At 64.8% G+C, this 19,206-nt stretch carries 20 protein-coding genes; 18 read left to right on the top strand and 2 right to left on the bottom strand.

Annotated elements, in window-relative coordinates:
- Positions 1-7 precede the first annotated feature (7 nt).
- The 7 genes from HOP58_RS03675 (at position 8) to HOP58_RS03645 (ending at position 6,089) form a co-directional block, all read left to right on the top strand.
- Entirely contained in the window at positions 8-1,417 is a 1,410-nt protein-coding gene (locus tag HOP58_RS03675) for an MBL fold metallo-hydrolase (RefSeq protein WP_010627160.1), read from the top strand.
- Between the two features lie 238 nt (positions 1,418-1,655).
- Positions 1,656-2,138, top strand: a complete 483-nt coding sequence (locus HOP58_RS03670; RefSeq protein WP_234259602.1) for a hypothetical protein — start codon at positions 1,656-1,658, stop codon at positions 2,136-2,138.
- 22 nt (positions 2,139-2,160) lie between these two features.
- Complete coding sequence (locus HOP58_RS03665; RefSeq protein ID WP_010627162.1) at positions 2,161-2,352, top strand: DUF2892 domain-containing protein; 192 nt, start codon at positions 2,161-2,163, stop codon at positions 2,350-2,352.
- 186 nt (positions 2,353-2,538) lie between these two features.
- A complete protein-coding gene (locus HOP58_RS03660; RefSeq protein WP_234259601.1) occupies positions 2,539-3,405 on the top strand; it encodes an MBL fold metallo-hydrolase in 867 nt (288 codons plus the stop codon).
- Positions 3,406-3,415: 10 nt separating this feature from the next.
- Positions 3,416-5,215: a sulfate permease gene (gene sulP, locus HOP58_RS03655; RefSeq protein WP_234259600.1), complete on the top strand. Its 1,800-nt coding sequence runs from the start codon at positions 3,416-3,418 to the stop codon at positions 5,213-5,215.
- A complete protein-coding gene (locus HOP58_RS03650) occupies positions 5,185-5,679 on the top strand; it encodes a YeeE/YedE family protein (protein ID WP_234259648.1) in 495 nt (164 codons plus the stop codon). The genes sulP and HOP58_RS03650 overlap by 31 nt, the downstream gene beginning before the upstream one ends.
- Positions 5,676-6,089, top strand: a complete 414-nt coding sequence (locus HOP58_RS03645) for a DUF6691 family protein (protein WP_234259599.1) — start codon at positions 5,676-5,678, stop codon at positions 6,087-6,089. Before HOP58_RS03650 ends, HOP58_RS03645 begins: the two co-directional genes overlap by 4 nt.
- Before the next feature lie 54 nt (positions 6,090-6,143).
- Here the strand turns inward: HOP58_RS03645 and dsbG are convergent, their stop codons facing one another.
- A complete protein-coding gene (gene dsbG / locus HOP58_RS03640; RefSeq protein ID WP_234259598.1) occupies positions 6,144-6,899 on the bottom strand; it encodes a thiol:disulfide interchange protein DsbG in 756 nt (251 codons plus the stop codon).
- Between the two features lie 195 nt (positions 6,900-7,094).
- Between dsbG and HOP58_RS03635 the strand changes: the two genes are divergently transcribed.
- From HOP58_RS03635 to lon, 10 genes are all read left to right on the top strand, one after another.
- Complete coding sequence (locus tag HOP58_RS03635; RefSeq protein ID WP_234253651.1) at positions 7,095-7,631, top strand: copper chaperone PCu(A)C; 537 nt, start codon at positions 7,095-7,097, stop codon at positions 7,629-7,631.
- Positions 7,632-7,775: 144 nt separating this feature from the next.
- The gene (gene nrdR / locus HOP58_RS03630; RefSeq protein ID WP_010627169.1) at positions 7,776-8,258 is read left to right on the top strand and encodes a transcriptional regulator NrdR; all 483 of its coding nucleotides are present in this window, start codon (positions 7,776-7,778) and stop codon (positions 8,256-8,258) included.
- Positions 8,259-8,320: 62 nt separating this feature from the next.
- Positions 8,321-9,457 carry a bifunctional diaminohydroxyphosphoribosylaminopyrimidine deaminase/5-amino-6-(5-phosphoribosylamino)uracil reductase RibD gene (ribD, locus tag HOP58_RS03625; RefSeq protein ID WP_010627170.1) on the top strand — a complete coding sequence of 379 codons (1,137 nt, stop codon included), beginning with the start codon at positions 8,321-8,323 and terminating at the stop codon, positions 9,455-9,457.
- 343 nt (positions 9,458-9,800) lie between these two features.
- On the top strand, positions 9,801-10,955 hold the full coding sequence (ribBA, locus tag HOP58_RS03620) for a bifunctional 3,4-dihydroxy-2-butanone-4-phosphate synthase/GTP cyclohydrolase II (RefSeq protein WP_234259597.1): 1,155 nt from the start codon (positions 9,801-9,803) through the stop codon (positions 10,953-10,955).
- Positions 10,956-11,066: 111 nt separating this feature from the next.
- The gene (gene ribE / locus HOP58_RS03615; RefSeq protein WP_010627172.1) at positions 11,067-11,567 is read left to right on the top strand and encodes a 6,7-dimethyl-8-ribityllumazine synthase; all 501 of its coding nucleotides are present in this window, start codon (positions 11,067-11,069) and stop codon (positions 11,565-11,567) included.
- The gene (gene nusB, locus HOP58_RS03610) at positions 11,564-12,070 is read left to right on the top strand and encodes a transcription antitermination factor NusB (RefSeq protein ID WP_234259596.1); all 507 of its coding nucleotides are present in this window, start codon (positions 11,564-11,566) and stop codon (positions 12,068-12,070) included. Before ribE ends, nusB begins: the two co-directional genes overlap by 4 nt.
- A 10-nt stretch (positions 12,071-12,080) precedes the next feature.
- Complete coding sequence (gene thiL / locus HOP58_RS03605; protein WP_234259595.1) at positions 12,081-13,034, top strand: thiamine-phosphate kinase; 954 nt, start codon at positions 12,081-12,083, stop codon at positions 13,032-13,034.
- Positions 13,031-13,504 carry a phosphatidylglycerophosphatase A gene (locus HOP58_RS03600; RefSeq protein ID WP_010627176.1) on the top strand — a complete coding sequence of 158 codons (474 nt, stop codon included), beginning with the start codon at positions 13,031-13,033 and terminating at the stop codon, positions 13,502-13,504. Before thiL ends, HOP58_RS03600 begins: the two co-directional genes overlap by 4 nt.
- Positions 13,505-13,562: 58 nt before the next feature.
- Complete coding sequence (locus HOP58_RS03595) at positions 13,563-14,801, top strand: DUF945 family protein (RefSeq protein ID WP_234259594.1); 1,239 nt, start codon at positions 13,563-13,565, stop codon at positions 14,799-14,801.
- Positions 14,802-14,906: 105 nt separating this feature from the next.
- The gene (lon, locus tag HOP58_RS03590; RefSeq protein WP_010627178.1) at positions 14,907-17,342 is read left to right on the top strand and encodes an endopeptidase La; all 2,436 of its coding nucleotides are present in this window, start codon (positions 14,907-14,909) and stop codon (positions 17,340-17,342) included.
- Between the two features lie 20 nt (positions 17,343-17,362).
- On the opposite strand, the gene HOP58_RS03585 is transcribed toward lon, so the two are convergent.
- Positions 17,363-18,091, bottom strand: coding sequence for an SDR family oxidoreductase (locus HOP58_RS03585; protein ID WP_234259593.1), 729 nt, complete (start codon positions 18,089-18,091; stop codon positions 17,363-17,365).
- Positions 18,092-18,227: 136 nt separating this feature from the next.
- Here HOP58_RS03585 and HOP58_RS03580 point away from each other — a divergent pair, with 136 nt between their 5' ends.
- Positions 18,228-19,205 (top strand): TAXI family TRAP transporter solute-binding subunit, encoded by a 978-nt coding sequence (locus HOP58_RS03580; protein ID WP_010627180.1) that lies wholly within the window; start codon positions 18,228-18,230, stop codon positions 19,203-19,205.
- Position 19,206: the final 1 nt, after the last annotated feature.

The following is a 19,206-nucleotide window of genomic DNA, read 5'->3' as shown; positions in this document are numbered from 1 at the left end:
TACGCTTATGTCGACGTTGACGTTTCAAGGGGCTGTCGGTGAAGTCACCGGTTCCCGGTATCTCATCGAGATGGAAGGGACCGACCGTTCCTATCGTGTGTTGCTGGAGTGTGGGCTGCACCAGGGCGGCAAGAGTGCCGACGAGGCCAATGCCAAGCCATTCGGCAGCCTGGCGAGGCAGCTCGATGCCGTGGTACTGTCCCACGGCCATCTGGATCATGCTGGGCTGCTGCCCAAACTGGTGCGGGAAGGCTACAGCGGCCCTATTCACTGCACACGCGGTACGCGGGACCTGCTCGAGATCATGCTCGAGGATGCCGCCTTCATCATGGCCAAGGACGTCGAGTGGGAAAACAAGTGGCGTAAGCGCAACGACAAGCCGCTGCTCGAGCCGCTGTACGAGTTGGCGGACGTGGAGCGCACACTGCAGCAGTGCAAGTCTCATGGGTATGGCCAGCCCATCCCGTTGCCGGGTGGAGCGACGCTGATATTTCGCGATGCCGGTCATATCCTCGGTTCGGCGATCGTCGAGCTGGCGGTGCCATCCGGCGGGCAGACCAAGCGGATCGTCTTTTCCGGCGACCTGGGAAACCCGAGCTCGGTACTCATGAAGGAGCCGGAAAAGCTCTTCGAAGCCGATGTGGTGCTGATGGAGAGCACCTACGGCGATCGCGACCACCGCCCCCTGGAAGAGACGCTCGAAGAGTTTGCCCAAGTGCTGGAGGAGGCCCACGCCAGCGGAGGTAACGTACTCATTCCCGCTTTCGCCGTGGGCCGAACCCAGGAGATCCTCTATCACCTCAGTGTGCTCTACCACGCGGGCCGATTGCGTCAGCAGATGGTGTTCCTCGATAGCCCCATGGCGATCAAGGTCACCGAACTCTACCACCGTGCCCGCAAGAGTCTTGATGCCGAAGACCTCAAGGTCCTCAACATCGCAGCCAGCGGCGATACCGGCCGTTACCTGCCGATCCTACGCATGACGCGCACGGTGGAGGAGTCCATGGCGATCAACCGCATTCACGGCGGGGCGATCATCATTGCCGGGGCGGGTATGTGCACCGGTGGACGTATCGTTCATCATTTCCGCTACAACCTCGAAAAACCCAACACCCGCCTGGTGATCGTCGGCTTCCAGGCGGCCGGCACGCTGGGGCGCCAGCTCGTAGACGGAGCCGAGAAGGTGCGTGTTCTCGGGCAGGAGCTTGCGGTGAAGGCGAAGGTGCACACCATTGGCGGCTTCTCCGCCCATGCTGGGCAGAGCCAACTGATCGGCTGGGCCGGTGCCTTCCGCGACAAGCCACGTTTCTACCTGGTGCATGGCGAGCCTGAAACCCAGCAGGTGCTCAAGCACGCCTTGGAGGAGAGCGGTATCGAAGCGCAAGTGCCGGGCTACGGCGACCGTATTCAGCTCTAGGAAAGCGCTTTCCCAGTTCACTGCATATTTCCATTACCAGGCCGCTGCGTGCGGCCTTTTTTCGTTCTGCTGAAGGCGCTGTCAGTACGGCATGGCAAGGCCGGGAGTCAGTAAAAAATTGATATGGGTCAATTATCCCTCTCTTTCCTCTTAAGAGATGAAGCTATTTAGGCTACGCTTTGATTGAATATTGGTTATTAAAATATTCCATTTTATTATTAAAAATTTGAGGCGAGCGATGATCAGAACGAGCTTCTTCCTGGCCGCAGGAGCCTTGATCGGGTTGTCTGGTGCAGTGTCGGCCGACGGTTCCAGCGGGGCTGACGCTGAGCATGGTGCTGCCGCCGATCGAGCCTTGGTGATCCTTACCAGCGAGTCCCTGCAAACCCAAGGCATGGCAATGATTCTTGCCAATGCCATGCAGCAGCAAGGCACCGAGTTGTCGCTTCTGCTCTGCGATGCTGCCGGCGACCTTGCGGTCAGGAGCTACGCCAGCTCCGCGCCGATCAATACCCCACCAGAGAACCCGGCGGGACAGGTGACCCCGGAGGGGATGCTGCAAATGCTGGTCAATCAGGGGGCCCAGGTCGATGTATGCGCCATCTACCTGCCCAACAGCGACTATGCCCAAAGCGACCTGCGCGAAGGCATCGGCGTGGCGGCTCCAGGCCGCATTGCCGAAATGATGCGTGACTTGAGTATTCCGGTATTCAGCTTCTGAACCATGACAGTGAGGTGAAGACATGAAGAGCAACGTTGGCGGTATCGACAAGGTGGCGCGCATCGTCGTCGGTGCGGTGCTGATCGGTCTGGCCTTGACCGGGAGCATCGGCGCCTGGGGTTGGATTGGCGTGGTGCCGTTGGCAACCGGGTTGTTCAATTTCTGCCCGGCCTACCAACTGCTTGGCATCAATACCTGCAAGCTGAAGAAGTGACGCCATCGACACGCTCATGGCGAGGTCCATCGCGTCAGCGTTTGGCCTCGCTTGGGTGTCTGCATCGCTGATCGTCATGGATTTTGTGTCGCAGGCTTTATATAACAAAAAAGCCTAAGAATATAACTAAATTTGATGTATGCTGTCATCATACCCGGCAATGACGTACAGCGGAGGAATGGCCCCATGTCCAAGCCGATCGTGACCCACTTCTTCGACGAGCCCACCAACACTTTCAGCTATGTGGTGAGGGAGCCAGGCAGCAGCGCCTGTGCCATCATCGATTCGGTGCTCGACTTCGATTACGCCGCGGGACGCACCGATACCCGCTCGGCAGACGCCATTATCGCCTTCATCCGGCGCGAAGGGCTGAGGGTGGAATGGATCCTCGAGACCCACGTTCACGCCGACCATCTCTCCGCTGCTCCCTACCTGCATGAAAAGCTTGGCGGCAAGACCGGTATCGGTGCCAGGATCACCGTGGTGCAGGAGGTCTTCGGCAAGGTCTTCAACGCCGGCACCGAGTTCGCCCGCGACGGCAGTCAGTTCGACCGCCTCTTCGAGGAAGGCGATACCTTTGCCATCGGCAGCCTGGAAGGACGAGTACTGCATACGCCGGGCCATACGCCGGCTTGCCTCACCTATGTGATCGGCGATGCCGCCTTCGTCGGCGACACCCTGTTCATGCCCGACTATGGCACCGCCCGCTGTGACTTTCCCGGTGGCGATGCCCGCACCCTTTATCGCTCGATCCAGAAGGTGCTGGCGCTGCCGGACGAAACGCGCCTCTTTCTCTGCCATGACTACAAGACGCCGGATCGCGAGCAGTATCAGCACGAGACCACGGTGGCCGAGCAGCGTGCGCATAACGTTCACGTGCGTGAGGGGATCAGCGAGGAAGCGTTCGTCCACATGCGCACCGAGCGTGACGCCACCCTCGACATGCCGCGCCTGATCCTGCCCTCGGTTCAGGTCAACATGCGTGCCGGTCACATGCCGCCCCCGGAGGACAACGGCCAGGTCTATCTCAAGGTGCCGATCGACAAGTTCTGAGGCGCGTCGCGTGAATCCCAAGCGCTACCTTCCCATCCTGCAGTGGTTGCCCGGCTACGGTCGGGCGACCTTGGGCAGCGACCTGCTGGCGGCGGTGATCGTCACCGTCATGTTGATCCCGCAGTCGCTGGCCTACGCCATGCTGGCCGGACTGCCGCCGGAGGTGGGGCTCTATGCCAGCATCGCGCCGCTGGTGATCTACGCCGTCTTCGGCACCAGCCGCACCCTGGCGGTGGGGCCGGTAGCGGTGGTGTCGCTGATGACGGCAGCGGCGGTGGGGCAGGTGGCCCCCCAGGGCACGCCGGAGTATCTCGGTGCTGCTCTGGTGCTGGCACTGATGTCGGGGCTCGTCCTGACCCTGATGGGGGTGGCCAGGTTAGGCTTTCTGGCCAACTTCTTGAGCCACCCTGTGATCTCGGGGTTCATCACCGCCACCGGTCTGCTCATTGCGGCCAGTCAGCTGGGGCACGTGCTGGGCGTGGCGGCCAAAGGACACAATCTGCTCGACTGGCTGAACAGCCTGGCCGTTGGTCTCGGCGACCTACACCTGCCAACGCTGACAGTCGGCTTTTCCGTGCTGGTATTCCTATATGCCGCCAGGCGTTGGCTCAAGCCGAGCCTCGAGCGTGCAGGCATGCCGCCGCGACCGGCGGAGACGTTGACCAAGGCCGCGCCAATCATCGCCGTGGCGGTAACGACACTGGCGAGCTGGTGGCTGGGGCTGAATGCCAAGGGCGTTGCCGTGGTGGGCACGGTACCTGCGGGCCTGCCGCCGCTGACCCTGCCGGCTTTCGATAGCGGTCTGTGGAGTCAGTTGTGGGTGGCGGCGCTGTTGATCAGCATCATCGGCTTCGTCGAGTCGGTATCGGTGGGTCAGACCCTTGCCGCCAAGCGGCGGCAGCGTATCGACCCCGACCAGGAGCTCATCGGGTTGGGAACCTCGAACATCGCCGCTTCCTTCACCGGCGGTATGCCTGTTACCGGCGGCTTCGCCCGTTCGGTCGTGAATTTCGACGCCGGCGCCCAGACGCCCGCGGCAGGCGCTTTCACGGCGTTAGGCATCGCCGCGGCGGCATTGCTGTTGACGCCGCTGATCGCTCATCTGCCGATTGCGACCCTGGCGGCTACCATCATCGTGGCAGTGCTGTCTCTGGTCGACGTTGCCGCCATTCGCAGGAACTGGGAGTACTCCCGCTGCGATGCCATGGCTATGCTCGTCACCATCGGCTTGACGCTTGGTGTGGGGGTCGAGACAGGCATCCTGGCAGGCGTGGGGCTCTCGCTGGCGCTGCATCTCTACTATACGAGCCGTCCTCACAGTGCCGTGGTAGGACGCGTTCCGGGTACCGAGCACTTCCGCAACGTGGAACGGCATCAGGTCGAAACCGACGCTGAGTTGGCCATTCTGCGGGTCGACGAGAGTCTCTATTTCGCCAACTCGCGCTACCTCGAGGACACGGTCATGGCGCTGGCGGCACGTCAGCCTGGGCTGCGGCATATCGTGCTGACCTGTCAGGCAGTGAACGTCATCGACGCCTCGGCCCTGGAAAGTCTCGAGGTGATCAATGCCCGCCTGCGCGATGCCGAGGTCAGGCTGCATCTGGCGGAGGTGAAGGGGCCGGTGATGGATCGACTGCAGCATACCCGCTTCTGTCGTGAGTTGACCGGTCAGGTTTACCTGAGCACTTTTGACGCCTGGCGCTCGCTGCGCGGTGGAGACGCTGTGCCGGGGCTCTCCTGTGGCAGCGTCGGTCAGGTGAGCGCAGGACAACCCAAGCCATTGATCAACGACGACACACGAAGGAGCTAGAGATGGATTGGACGGCAGGCCTGCAGGGGCTGGCAGGGGGTGTGCTGATCGGCCTATCGGCCGTATGGCTGATGGCAACGCTGGGCCGCATCGCCGGCATCAGCGGTATCGTCGGGAGCCTGGTGACGACGCTTCCGAAGGGTGACAGCGCCTGGCGCGTGGCCTTCGTGCTAGGACTGATCAGCGGCCCACTGCTGCTCATGCTGTCGGGAGGTGGGCTGGGCAATGTGGCCGGTGCGCCCGGAGAAGTGGTCGGTCCGCCCGCCGGTGGTGTGGGGCTGATGCTGGTGGCGGGGCTGCTGGTGGGGATGGGAACCGGGTTAGGCAGTGGCTGCACCAGCGGTCACGGTGTTTGCGGCCTGGCTCGGCTGTCGCCGCGCTCGCTGGTGGCTACGCTGACCTTCCTGGTCTGCGCCATCGTCACCGTCTATATCGTACGGCACGTGCTGGGAGGCGGCGCATGAAAACCGTCATGGGTTATATCGCCGGGCTGCTGTTCGGCCTGGGCCTGGCGCTTGCCGGCATGACCGACCCCGCCCGCGTGCTCGGTTTCCTCGATATCTTCGGTGCCTGGGACGCGACCCTGATGTTCGTACTAGGGGGCGCCGTGGTGACGACCTTCATCGGCTACCGGCTGGTGTTTCGCCGGGAGCGGCCGATGCTCGGCGAGACATTCCAACTGCCGACTCGTCAGGATCTGGATGCGCGGCTGATCGGTGGTGCTACCCTGTTCGGCGTCGGCTGGGGGCTTTCCGGCTACTGCCCCGGGCCGGCTATCGCCTCCATTGCCGGGCTCACCGCGCCGCTGTTCGCCATGCTCGTGGCCATGGTAGCGGGCTGGTTCCTGGCCCGGGCGCTACCCGCTCGAGGGTGATTCAAGTGGCGACCCCGCGCTGCGTCAGCGGGGTCGTCCTGTCGTCGCAATGGTTTAGGGGGCCTCGCCGCCCATCATCTCGTGCAACCTCGCCTCATTCGGCATGCCGTCTACACGCTGCAGCCGCCCCTCGTGGCGATAGAGCGTGGTCGGGGTGGCATAAAGCCCGAGCTCGTCGAACAGCTGATTGTTGCGATACACCTTATCCTCGATATGGCGGGGCTGGGCCGAGGGAGCCACGCTGTCGCCGCCGCTGTGGTCGTGCAAGGCGGCCACGGGATCCTCGGCGCCCAGCAGGGCGGAAGCCTTGGCCGGGCTGTCCGGTTGCAGGATACCCACCATGACGTGGCGCAGCTGAACCTCACCGGCCTCGACCCAGGGGCGGGCCTGCTCCCAGAACTGCCGGCAGTAGGGACAGTTGGGGTCGGTGAAGGTGTACAGCACGCGAGGCGCGTCTTCCTGACCGTCCTGAATCCAGTGGCTCTGTTCCAGCTGCTGCCAGACCTGCTCCTCCTGAGGGGCTCTCACCAACTCGTCGAGGGGGGCCTCGGAGAGGTCGTTGCCCTCGGCATCGATCATGGTGCCGACGATGGCATATTGGCCGTCGGCCGTGACGTAGACGGTCATCTCGCGACCCTGATGGCTAGCGGCGTAACCGACCAGCCCGCCGGGCGCCTCGAATTCGCCGTGAATCTCGAGTCCTTCCTCGACCAGGGCCTGAACCGGGCCCGGCCATTCGTCGGCATGCGCTGCCGAAACGACAGCCAGGGGGGACAGGGTGGCCATGAGCAGCGTGAAGCGAAGTGCCATGTGGGGTTCCTTGGGTGAATTTACTTCGGATGAAGCGTCTCTGCGATGGACTCCCGCAACGAGCGCAGGTTCATCTTGCCGCTGGAAAGCCGAGCGTGTCGGGTTGACGCATCCGGTCTCCTGACGCACGACATCGTAGTAAGCTGTTTGCCTGATTCCCTGGCGCACGCCAACGATACAACAAGGAGTTTCATCATGGTGCTGGTCCGTTCACTCTTGCTCACTGCCGGCCTGTCGCTGGTGTCATTGACGGCCCTTGCCGAGTCGCTGCTCGTCGAAGAGGCCCAGGTACGCGCCGTGCCCCCCGGCTCGCAGGCCTCGGCTGCCTTCATGACGCTGCGTAACCCAGGGGAGCAGGACGTGACCCTGGTCGAGGCAGACTCGCCCGCTGCCGAGGTCATGGAGCTGCACAACCACGAAGACGTCGATGGTGTGATGCAGATGCGCAAGGTCACCGAGATCGTCGTGCCTGCCGGCGAGTCGGTCGCGCTGGCACCCGGTGGCTTGCACCTGATGCTGATCGGGCTGACTGCTCCGCTGGTGGAGGGGGAGCCCGTCGAGATCGAGCTGCGCTTCGACACGGGTGAGTCCCAGCAGATCACGGCGCCCGTCAAGCGTATCGAGGTGAGTGCTGAGGGGCATCACGGCCATGGTGATGCTCACGACCACGACCACGACCACGACCACGACCACGACCATGACCATGATCATGGAGAAGGGCACCGTCACTGACGCCGAATCGAGCGCCCGGCATGCCGGCTTGACCTGTGTGCTGGGCGATCAGCGGGGGAGTGGGTACAATATCGGGTCAATTGGCTCACATTTGTGACTCACGCGCGACCTCGTGTCGCCCCGCTTCACGTTCGGATCGATACCATGCATTGCCCTTTCTGCGGCGCCCATGATACCCGCGTGACCGACTCCCGCCTGGTGGCTGACGGCGACCAGGTGCGCCGTCGCCGCCAGTGCACCGACTGTGGTGAGCGCTTCACCACCTATGAGACCGCTGAGCTGGTCATGCCTCGGGTGGTGAAATCCGACGGTTCCCGCGAGACCTTCGACGAGCACAAGCTGCGCGCCGGCATGCTGCGTGCGCTGGAGAAGCGCCCCGTCAGCGCCGAGGCCATCGAGGCCGCCGTCGAGCGCATACGCCATCGGCTGAGGGCGAGCGGCGAGCGCGAGATCCAGGCCCGCGACATCGGCGAGGCCGTAATGCAGGCGCTCAAGCGCCTCGATCAGGTCGCCTACATTCGTTTCGCCTCGGTCTACCGTCGCTTCCAGGATATCGACGAATTTCGGGCCGAGATCGATCGGCTGGCCCAGGAGCCGGGGTTTCCGCCGGGTACCGCCGAAGAATAGGCTTTATCTCCAAGCTGCCTGCCGCCGAGCATAGCCAACCTGCCCAGTTGAACGAGGAGAGCATGGCCAAGCCGACCGATGCCGCATGGATGGCACGAGCGCTGCAACTCGCCCGCCGCGGACGCTACACCACCCACCCCAACCCGCGGGTGGGCTGCGTTCTGGTCAAGAACAGGAAGATGGTCGGTGAGGGCTGGCACGAGCGTGCCGGGGAACCTCATGCCGAGGTGCACGCGCTGAACATGGCGCAGGCGGCCGCTCGCGGTGCCACCGCCTACGTGACTCTGGAACCTTGCTCCCATCATGGCCGAACCGGCCCCTGTGCCGTGGCACTGACCGAGGCCGGCGTCAAGCGGGTGGTGGTGGCCATGCAGGACCCCAATCCCGAAGTGGCGGGGCGGGGTATCGCCATGCTGCGCGAGGCGGGCATCGAGGTGACGGTGGGTCTGCTCGAAGCCGAAGCGCAAGCGCTCAACCCCGGCTTCATCTCGCGCATGACCCGTCGGCGGCCCTTCGTGCGCCTGAAAATGGCCATGAGCCTGGATGGCCGCACCGCCATGCAGTCGGGAGAGTCCCAGTGGATCACCGGCCCCCACGCGCGAGCGGAAGTGCAGCGGCTGCGGGCCAGCGCCAGCGCGATCATGACCGGCGTCGACTCGATCATCTTCGACAATTCGCGGCTCACGGTGCGGGCGGCGCAGCTCGGCCTCGACGATGCCGAGGTCATCGCCGAACGTCAGCCACTGCGCGTGGTGGTCGATACCCAGCTGAGGCTGCCCCAGGCAGCCGCCTGCCTGCGTGAGCCGGGACGCACCCTGGTGGCTACCGTATCGGGATATGATCCCGAGCGCCGCTCGCGGCTCGAGGCGGCCGGCGCCGAAGTGCTGGTGTTGCCTACCGGTGACGACGGTCGTGTCGATCTGGCTGCGCTGCTGCGCTACCTGTCCGAGCAGGAGCTGGTCAACGAGCTGCTGTTGGAAACCGGAGCCACGCTCGCCGGCGCCATGCTCGATGCCGGCCTGGTCGACGAGATGCAGCTGTTCGTCGCGCCGACCCTGCTGGGCGGCGAGGCGCGTCCGCTGTTCGCCCTGCCGGGACTGACGCGCATGGCCCAGCAGCGTCCGCTGGAGATTCTCGACATGCGCGCGGTGGGCCGCGATTGGCGGATCACTGCGCGGCCGGAGCGCAGGCAAGACTGAGGATCAGCTTCTGCATCATCAGCTTCGGGGCAGGGCGCAGGGGAGGTTTTTTTCCATGGATGGAAAAAATAGCGTCCAGGGAAGGATTCACAGCGCCTCCCCGGCGGCCTCGTCCCGGAGCTGTCCACATGTGGGGGGCGCCAATGTGCTCACTACTGGCGCCCGAAGCCGCGCCAATGTGCTCACTACTGGCGCCCGAAGCCGCGCCAATGTGCTCACTACTGGCGCCCGAAGCCGCGCCAATGTACTCTGACGCCCATTCAACGTGGTGCGATTTGACGGCAATGTTCTGTTGCGGTGCAGTATCGCCCATGAAGTCGTTCGAACATTCGGAGATTCCAGCGTGCAATCTTCCCATACGGGCCTGGCTCCCATCGAAGACCTGATCGAGGACATTCGTCAGGGCAAGATGGTGATCCTCATGGATGATGAGGATCGCGAGAATGAAGGCGATATCATCATGGCCGCGGAGAAGGTCGAGGCCGAGCATATCAACTTCATGGCGCGCCATGCGCGCGGCCTGATCTGCATGCCTATGACCCGTGAACGCTGCGAGCGGCTCAAGCTGCCGCTGATGGTGAGCGACAACGGCTCCGGTTTCGGCACCAAGTTCACGCTCTCCATCGAGGCCGCGGAAGGCGTCACCACCGGCATCTCCGCTGCCGACCGCGCGCGCACCGTGCAGGTCGCCGCCGCGCGCAATGCCCGTGCCGAGGATATCGTGCAGCCCGGCCACATCTTCCCGCTGATGGCCGAACCAGGCGGCGTGCTGCGCCGTGCCGGTCATACCGAAGCGGCCTGCGACCTCGCCGCCCTGGCCGGCTTCGACCCCAGCGGCGTGATCTGCGAGATCATGAACGACGACGGCAGCATGGCGCGGCGCCCGGAGCTGGAGCGCTTCGCCGCTGAGCACGGCCTCAAGATGGGCACCATCGCCGATCTGATCCACTACCGCATCCACAACGAGCAGACCGTCGAGCCGGTGGAGTCCACCCTGGTCGACACGGCAGTGGGCAAGCTGACCCTGCACGTCTTCCACGACCGCATCCAGAACGCTCACCACGTGGCGCTGGTGAAGGGACATCCGACGCCGGAAACCCTGACCACGGTACGGGTACACCTGGCCGATACCATGCGCGATCTGCTGGGGCTGCAGAAGAGCGAGAGCCGCAACTGGACGACCCACAGTGCGCTGGAGGAGATCGCCCGAGTCGAGCACGGCGTGTTCGTGCTGCTCGACGATGGCCGCCCGCACCAGGACTTTCGCGATCAGTTCGACGTCTTCCTGGAGCGCCGGCGTCTGCCGCGCACCAGCGACTCCGATGGTGCCGGCAATTACCTTACCATCGGTACCGGCTCGCAGATCCTGCGCCATCTCGGTGTGGGGCGCATGCGTCTGCTCAGCTCGCCGTGGAAGTTCTCGGCACTCTCCGGCTTCGACCTGGAAGTGGTCGAGCTTATCGCGCCGGGCGAGCGGGAAATCGACGCCGAAGGCTGAGCGGCGCGCCAAAAAACAAAGGGCCGGTGGGGTGTTCGCTTTCACCGGCTCGCTCGGCTTCAGCGGGATTGATACCGTATCCAGCAGGACCATTTTCATCAGGAACTAGCAATGCATACCCTGTCTCAACTGGAAGGCAACTTCGTCGACGTCGATGGTCGCTACGTGATCGTGGTAGGCCGTTTCAACCATCATGTGGTCGACAGCCTCGTCGAGGGCGCCGTGGACAGCCTGGTGCGCCATGGTGTGGACGCCGAGAACATCGATATCGTCCACGTACCCGGCGCCTGGGAACTGCCGCTGGCCGTCAAGCGTGCCCTGCAGGTGGCGCGCCCCGACGCGGTGATCGCCCTGGGAGCGGTGATCCGTGGCGGCACGCCCCACTTCGAGTACGTGGCGGGCGGTTGCAATGCAGCGCTGGGCAATCTGCAGCTCGAGTTCGATACACCCATCGCTAACGGCGTGCTGACGGTCAACACCATCGAACAGGCCATCGAGCGCTCCGGCACCAAGGCCGGCAACAAGGGCGCCGAAGCGGCCATGGCCGCCATGGAAATGGTCTCTCTGCTGCGCGGCTTCGGCGACAGCGGCGAGAACGGAGACGCTTCATGAGTGCATCGCGCCCGCAACGCCCCCCATCCGCGGGCCAGCAAGCGCGGCGAGCGGCCCGTGAGCTGGCGGTTCAGGGGCTCTATCAGTGGCACATGACCGGCAAGTCGACCACCGCCATCGAGGCCGAGTTCCGCAGCCAGCAGCCCGATGACGATCTCGAGGATCATGAGAACTGGGCCAAGGTGATGCAGATCGCCGATCTGGCTCTGTTCCATGAACTGCTGCACAACGTGGTGCGCTTCCGCGAGGACCTGGACGCCGCCATCGCACCGCTGCTCGATCGCCGTCTGGTGGAACTCGACCCCATCGAGCTGGCCATTCTGCGCCTGGGCGCCTACGAGCTGAGTCGCCGACTGGACGTACCTTATCGCGTGGCGATCAACGAAGGCGTCGAGCTGGCCAAGTCCTTCGGCGCCACCGATGGCCACAAGTACGTCAATGGCATCCTCGACAAGCTGGCCGCCCGGTTGCGTAGCGCCGAGGTCAGGGCCCGTCGCGGCTGAAGGTGCCCCGGTGGCCAGTGAATTCGAACTGATCGCCCGCCATTTCACTCCCGCTGCACCCGGCCCCGATGCCGGCGTGCCGCTGGGTGTGGGTGACGACTGCGCGCTGCTCGCCCCGCGCCCGGGGCGGCAGCTGGCGGTAAGCGTCGACACCTCGGTGGCGAACGTACACTTTCCCGCCGATGCCCCGGCCGAGTCGATCGGCTATAGAGCGTTGGCGGTGAGTCTCAGCGACCTGGCGGCGATGGGCGCGGAGCCGCGCTGGTGTCTCATGGCGCTGGCGCTCGAGCACAACGACGAAGCCTGGCTGGCGCAGTTCGCTCGAGGGTTTCATGCGCTGTGCGAGGCCAGCAATACCGCCCTGGTGGGCGGTGACGTGACGCGGGGACAGCTGGCCATCGGCGTGACGGTGATGGGCGAAGTGGCGGCAGGCGAGGCGTTGACCCGCGCCGGTGCGCGTCCCGGCGACACCCTGGCCGTGACCGGCGCCCTGGGCGGCGGAGCCGGGGGGCTGGCACTGTGGCAGCGCGGTGAGCGCGACCTCGGCCACCCGCTACTGGCCCGCTATCTCAAGCCGACACCGCGGCTCGTGGCCGGTATGGCGCTGCGTGACCTGGCGCATGCCGCCATCGATGTTTCCGACGGGCTGCTGGCCGACCTCGAACACGTGCTGGCAGCTTCCGGCGTCGGGGCGCGGCTCGAGCCCGAGGCACTGCCCTTGGCGACAGGATTGCGCGAGGCGCTGGGTGAAGAAGGCGCCTATCGCGCCGCGCTGTGCGGCGGCGACGACTACGAGCTGCTGGTCAGCCTGCCCGGCGAGAGCCTCGCCGAGGCACGTCGACGTCTGGCGGAGCAGGGGCTGGCACTGACTCCGATCGGCACGGTCAGCGCCGAGCCGGGCGTGAGAGGTGTCGATGTCGGCGGTGCCCACGGCTGGCAGCACTTCCCGGGAGGCGAGCCATGAACCGCTGTCCACCGAGCGTCTGGCGGCGCCCCGTTCACTTCTTCGCCTTCGGCCTGGGCAGCGGCGGCGTGCCCTGGGCACCGGGCACCTTCGGCACCCTGGCCGCGATTCCCTTCTACTGGCTGCTCTCCGAACTGCCGCTGGGCTGGTACCTGACGCTGGTGGCGGTCGCCTTCGTGGTGGGCGTCTGGCTGTGCGACAAGACCTCGCGGGATCTCGGCGTTCACGACCATTCCGGCATCGTGTGGGACGAATTCGTCGGCTACTGGATCACCATGGCAGCGGTACCGTTCTCCTGGGAGGCGGCGCTGTGGGGGTTCGTGCTGTTCCGTATCTTCGACGTCTTCAAACCGTGGCCGATCCGCTGGGCCGACAGGCGCGTGGCGGGCGGGTTCGGCATCATGATCGATGACGTTCTGGCCGGTATCTACGCCTGGAGTACTATGCACCTGTGGCTCTGGTTGCACTAGTTTACATCCGGTACGGTTAACCGGTCTGGCGCATGTATCACCACAGGGAGGCGAAGCTATGCGCAAGGAACGTCTCATCGTCCCGCTGCTGGTCGTGCTGTTGCTCGCCTGGTTGAGCGCGCAGGCAGTATCGAGCTGGCTGTTCGAGCGCGAGATGGCGCGTACCCTCGCCGATCTCGAGGCGCGGGGGGAGATCGACATCGAACGGGTCGAGGTGGAGCAGGGCTGGTGGTCCTCTTCCGGACGCATCTACCTGGCGCCGTTGTTCGGTCACCTGTGGCAACTGGAGCTGACCTATCGTGCCCGCCATGGGGTGCTCAGCACTCACCTGGACGGCGAGGCCATGCTGCGCCACGGCCCCAATGCCGTGCATCTCTTCGGCGACTCCCTGGCCACCTCTCCGCCCCTGTGGGAGGCCAGCTATCACTCCCTGACCGGCACCCTGGAAGGCGGGCTGCAGCTGGCGCCGCTGCGCATCACCCAGCAGGAGCGGGAGCTCGTCTTCGGCGGCGGCAGGCTGCGCTTCAGCGGCGAGCAGGGCAACTGGCGGATGCGTGCCCATCTCGACGCCTGGTCGCTGAGTGACGGCGCGGCTCGCCTGGAGGTGGGGCCGGCCATTCTCAACAGCCAGTATGCCTATACCGAAGACGCGCACACCTTCACCCAGGAAGACCGCCTGCAGATCGAATCCTTCACCTGGCATCAGCCCCAGCTCAGACTCGATGGAAACGGTATCCGTCTGTCGAACCGCACCTCGCTGGACGAGCAGGAGCTGAGGATGCAGCTGGCGCTGGACCTGGGCGAGATCCATACCGCGGAACAGGTACTGTTGACCGGTCAGGTGGATGTGGAGCTTTCGCGCTTCAACGCCGATGCGATTCGCAGCAGCATGCTGCGTTTGCGCAAGCTGGCGGCCAGTGGGCACCACGGCATGAAGCAAAAGGCACTGCTGGGTGAACTCGAACCCAATCTGCTGGCAGTACTGCAGGACTCGCCGCGTCTCGACCTGCAGCGCCTGGAGCTGGACAGCCCGATGCTGGGGCTATCGGCCCGGGTCGACGGATCTCTGTTTTTCGACGGTCGCCGGCTCGAAGAGCTGAGCCTGGTCGGCCTCGACGAGCCCACCGTCAAGGCGCGCTGGCGACGGCGCCTGGATGGCGACTTCACCTGGTACGAGCTGCCTACCGTGGTGGCGCTGTGGCTCGGTTTGCCGCTGGACACGCGCACGCTGGAAGTCGACGTCGGCCGTGGGCAGGTGCGGGTCAATAGTCGTCCATTGCCCCCGCTTTGGCGGTGACTCCCGACCATCTCGTTGCATGAGCCGACTTGAAGTTCGACTCTGCTGCCCGCATTCCACAGGGCAGTGAACAATCGGCTTCAACAGCTTCAGGACGAGGTCTTCATGAGCGAACACGATCAGGACGAGCACAGCTGGCAGGCGCGAAGGGAATCCGACGAGGCGCTGGGCTCCGACGGCGAAGTGGACGAGGTCGCCAACCACGCCGTGGTGCCGGCGAGCGACTATCTGCCCGAACGTATCTATCTGCTGCCGATCCACAACCGCCCGTTCTTTCCTGCCCAGGTCCAGCCGCTGGTGATCAACCGTGAGCGCTGGGAGGAGACCATGCGCCGGGTCGGCAATACGCCTCACCACACCCTGGGCGTTGCCTTCGTCGGCGACACCTCGGTCGATGAGCTCGGCCACGATCATTTCCCCGAGATCGGCACCGCCGTCAAGGTGCACAAGATGCACGGCGAGGAGGGGCAGCTGCAGTTCATTGCCCAGGGCCTGCGCCGCTTCCGCATCCAGCGCTGGCTGTCGAAGAAGCCGCCCTATCTGGTCGAGGTCAGCTACCCTCGCGAGCCGGTCAAGGCCGACGAGGACGAGACCCGCGCCTATGCCATGGCGATCATCAACGGCATCAAGGAGCTGCTGCCGATCAACCCGCTCTACGGTGAGGAGCTCAAGCACTATCTCAACCGCTTCAGCCCCCATGAGCCGGGGCCGCTGACAGACTTCGCCGCCGCCATCACCTCGGCCAAGGGGCGTGAGCTGCAGACCGTGCTGGAGACTCTGCCGGTGCAGGCGCGCATGGAGAAGGTGCTGCCGCTGCTGCGCAAGGAGATTGACGTCGCCCAGTTGCAGACCGAGATCAGCGAGCAGGTCAACGCCCAGATGCAGGAGCGTCAGCGTGAGTTCTTCCTGCGCGAGCAGCTCAAGGTGATCCAGCGCGAGCTGGGCATCTCCAAGGATGACCGCGAGAATGACGTCGATACCTTCCGCGACCGCCTCGAAGGGCTGGTGGTGCCGCCCAAGGTGCTGACCCGGATCGAGGAGGAGCTCGACAAGCTCTCGGTGCTGGAGACCGGCTCACCGGAGTACGGCACCACCCGCAACTACCTCGACTGGCTCACCTCGATGCCGTGGGGCGTGCGCAGCCAGGACCAGCTCGACCTGACCCATGCCCGGACGGTGCTCGACCGCGACCACGACGGTCTCAAGGACGTCAAGGAGCGCATCATCGAGTTCCTCGCCGAGGGCACCTTCAAGGGCGACGTGGGGGGCTCCATTCTGCTGCTGGTCGGCCCGCCCGGGGTGGGCAAGACCTCCGTCGGCCGCTCCATCGCCGAAGCGCTGGGCCGGGAGTTCTACCGCTTCTCGGTGGGCGGCATGCGTGACGAGGCCGAGATCAAGGGCCATCGGCGCACCTACATCGGTGCCATGCCGGGCAAGCTGGTGCAGGCGCTCAAGGAGGTCGAGGTCGAGAACCCGGTGATCATGCTCGACGAGATTGACAAGCTGGGTAAGTCGTTCCAGGGCGACCCGGCTTCGGCCCTGCTCGAGGTGCTCGACCCCGAGCAGAACGTCGACTTCCTCGACCACTATCTCGACGTCCGCCTGGACCTCTCCAAGGTGCTGTTCGTGTGTACCGCCAACACTCTCGATTCGATCCCGGGGCCGCTGCTCGACCGCATGGAGCAGATCCGCCTCTCGGGCTACATCGCCGAGGAGAAGGTGGCCATCGCCAAGCACCACCTATGGCCCAAACTGCTCGAGCGCGACAAGATCCCGCGCAAGCGTATCAATCTCACCGATGCCGCCCTGCGCCAGGTGATAGAGGGTTATGCCCGCGAGGCCGGCGTGCGTCAGCTAGAGAAGCAGCTGCACAGCATCGTCCGCAAGTCGGCGGTCAAGCTGCTGGAGGGCGATCGAGATTCGGTGCGTATCTCGGTCAAGAACCTCGAGGAGTTCCTCGGCGCACCGCTGTTCCGTCAGGAGCAGGTGCTCAAGGGGGAAGGGGTGGTCACCGGGCTGGCCTGGACCTCGATGGGCGGCGCCACGCTGCCCATCGAGGCGGGCAAAGTGCACTCGCTGACCCGCGGCTTCAAGCTCACCGGCAAGCTCGGCGAGGTGATGCAGGAGTCGGCCAACATTGCCTACAGCTACACCCTGGGCCACCTCGCCGAGAATGGCGTCGATGCCGACTTCTTCGATTCGGCCTTTGTGCATCTGCACGTGCCGGAAGGGGCCACGCCCAAGGATGGCCCCTCGGCGGGGGTGACCATGACCACGGCGCTGCTGTCGCTGGCGCGGCACCAGGGCATCGACCGGCCGCTGGCAATGACCGGTGAGCTGACCCTGACCGGCCAGGTGCTGCCGGTGGGCGGCATTCGCGAGAAGATCATCGCCGCGCGGCGCAGCAAGATCTTCGAGGTGATCCTGCCTGAGGCCAACCGCCGCGACTATGACGAACTGCCCGACTTCCTCAAGGAGGGTATGACGGTGCACTTCGCCAAGCGCTACAAGGACGTGGCCAGGGTTGCCTTCGGTATCTGACGGCGCGGCGCCGACACTCCTCACATGGCAACGTTGGCGCCGCCGTCTACCACCAGGGTTTCGCCGCTGACGAAAGTGTTCTCGGCTGAGGCCAGGAAGGCCACGGCCGCGGCCACCTCGTTGGCGGTGGCCACCCGGCCGAGCGGCGTGGCCGCTTGCCAGCGGCGCCGTGACTCGGACTCGGCGTCCTGCATGCCGGCGCTCACCGGACCGGGTGCCACGGCGTTGACCAGAATGCCGTGGGGGCCGAGTTCCACCGCCAGCGCCCGGGCGAGCGCCAGCATGGCACCCTTGCACATGGCGTAGGTCGAGCGCTCGGAGGTGGTGCGCAAGCCATGGGCCGAGGCAAGGATGACCAGGCGTCCGCCGTTACCCACCATCATCAGCCTGGCGGCGGCCTGCAGCGCCAGATAGGCACCGCCGACGTTGACCTGCAGCATCTCCCCGAGTTCTTCCCTCGGCACCTCGACGAAGCGCCCCCGACGAATCGTGCCCGCGGCGTTGATACAGGCGTCGAGGCCCGCGCCATGGGCCGCGATATGGGCGAAGGCCGCCTCGATGCTGGCCGGTTCGGCCAGGTCGCAGGCAAGGAAGGCGCCTTGCTCCGGCCATCTTGTCAGCAGCGCGCTGGCCCGGGCTTCTGCCCGTTCGTGGTCGAGCAGAAAGACGAAATCGCCCGCTTCCATCAGCTTTGTGACGACGGCGCTGCCGATTCCCCCGGTGGCGCCCAGTACAGCCGTGATTCGCATCCTATGTCCTAGGTATTCTTCGTCTGAAAAAATCGGCATTATAGACGTTTGCACGACATTTCTTTATAACGAATCGACCACTACAACAAACGCACGCCATCGCGCAGCGATGCTGGACGCCATAAGGGAGAGACAGATGTCAAACCGCAAGCTCACCTTCACCCGCACTCTGCTGGCTTCGGCCACGGCCGTACTCTTGGGTGCCACTGCGCTTTCCGCCCAGGCCGAAACCCGGGTCACCTACAAGTCTGCGTCGGCGGGTACCGCCTACTATCAGATGGGGGTCGAGCTGTCCGAGTCGATTCGCCGGGGTACCGGAGGCGAAGTCGTGCTGACCCTTGAGGAGAGCCAGGGCTCGGTGCAGAACGTCATGGAAGTGATGGCGCGCCAGGGCAACTATGTGTTCACCACGCCGCCCGGTCTGGTCGAACAGGCCATGGCCGGCGAGGGACCGTTCGCCGAGCGTCAGAGCCCGCGCTTCCAGGAGATTCGCGGCCTGTTCCCCATTCCCTCCATCACCATGCATTTCGTGGCGGCAGGCGATGAGGGCGTGATCGGGCTCGAGGATCTCGAAGGCAAGCATGTCCTGATCGGGCGCGGCACCTTCGGCGCGCGTGAGGCAGAGCGCTATCTCGAGCTGTTCGGCATGCTGGACAAGGTGCGTGTGGCCAACGCCGAGATCGGCAGCGGCCCCGATGCGCTGAAGAACGGTCAGATCGATGCCTTCGTCACCGCCAGCTCCTTTCCCACGCCCAACGTGATCGAAACTGCCGCCAGCATGCCGATCAGCCTGGTCAGCCTCACCGACGAGCAGATCGAGCAGACCGGTGCGGCACGCCAGACCATCCCCGCCGGCACCTACTCCGGCGTCGATCAGGATGTGGAGACCACCTCGCTGCCGGTGATCGCCTATACCACTACCGGCATGGACGATGACACCGCCTACACGCTGACCAAGACCTTCTGGGAGCGTCGCGATGCCATGGCGGACGAGACCGCCTGGTGGGGCAGCATCACCCACGACATGATCGGCAACATTGCCGGCACCCTGCATCCCGGTGCCGTGCGCTATTACGACGAAGCCGGCATCGAGATTCCCGACGAGCTGCGTTAAC

The sequence above is a fragment of the Halomonas sp. MCCC 1A11062 genome, assembly GCF_021404355.1.
Lineage (GTDB): Bacteria > Pseudomonadota > Gammaproteobacteria > Pseudomonadales > Halomonadaceae > Halomonas > Halomonas aerodenitrificans.
This window is presented reverse-complemented; position numbering and strand designations above follow the sequence as displayed.

Excerpts from the sequence above, each read along its gene's own strand:
- HOP58_RS03675 (WP_010627160.1), top strand. The coding sequence starts at position 8 with ATGTCGACGTTGACGTTTCAAGGGGCTGTCGGTGAAGTCACCGGTTCC.
- HOP58_RS03670 (WP_234259602.1), top strand. The coding sequence starts at position 1,656 with ATGATCAGAACGAGCTTCTTCCTGGCCGCAGGAGCCTTGATCGGGTTG.
- HOP58_RS03665 (WP_010627162.1), top strand. The coding sequence starts at position 2,161 with ATGAAGAGCAACGTTGGCGGTATCGACAAGGTGGCGCGCATCGTCGTC.
- HOP58_RS03660 (WP_234259601.1), top strand. The coding sequence starts at position 2,539 with ATGTCCAAGCCGATCGTGACCCACTTCTTCGACGAGCCCACCAACACT.
- HOP58_RS03645 (WP_234259599.1), top strand. The coding sequence starts at position 5,676 with ATGAAAACCGTCATGGGTTATATCGCCGGGCTGCTGTTCGGCCTGGGC.
- dsbG (WP_234259598.1), bottom strand. The coding sequence starts at position 6,899 with ATGGCACTTCGCTTCACGCTGCTCATGGCCACCCTGTCCCCCCTGGCT.
- HOP58_RS03635 (WP_234253651.1), top strand. The coding sequence starts at position 7,095 with ATGGTGCTGGTCCGTTCACTCTTGCTCACTGCCGGCCTGTCGCTGGTG.
- nrdR (WP_010627169.1), top strand. The coding sequence starts at position 7,776 with ATGCATTGCCCTTTCTGCGGCGCCCATGATACCCGCGTGACCGACTCC.
- ribD (WP_010627170.1), top strand. The coding sequence starts at position 8,321 with ATGGCCAAGCCGACCGATGCCGCATGGATGGCACGAGCGCTGCAACTC.
- ribE (WP_010627172.1), top strand. The coding sequence starts at position 11,067 with ATGCATACCCTGTCTCAACTGGAAGGCAACTTCGTCGACGTCGATGGT.
- nusB (WP_234259596.1), top strand. The coding sequence starts at position 11,564 with ATGAGTGCATCGCGCCCGCAACGCCCCCCATCCGCGGGCCAGCAAGCG.
- HOP58_RS03600 (WP_010627176.1), top strand. The coding sequence starts at position 13,031 with ATGAACCGCTGTCCACCGAGCGTCTGGCGGCGCCCCGTTCACTTCTTC.
- HOP58_RS03595 (WP_234259594.1), top strand. The coding sequence starts at position 13,563 with ATGCGCAAGGAACGTCTCATCGTCCCGCTGCTGGTCGTGCTGTTGCTC.
- lon (WP_010627178.1), top strand. The coding sequence starts at position 14,907 with ATGAGCGAACACGATCAGGACGAGCACAGCTGGCAGGCGCGAAGGGAA.
- HOP58_RS03585 (WP_234259593.1), bottom strand. The coding sequence starts at position 18,091 with ATGCGAATCACGGCTGTACTGGGCGCCACCGGGGGAATCGGCAGCGCC.
- HOP58_RS03580 (WP_010627180.1), top strand. The coding sequence starts at position 18,228 with ATGTCAAACCGCAAGCTCACCTTCACCCGCACTCTGCTGGCTTCGGCC.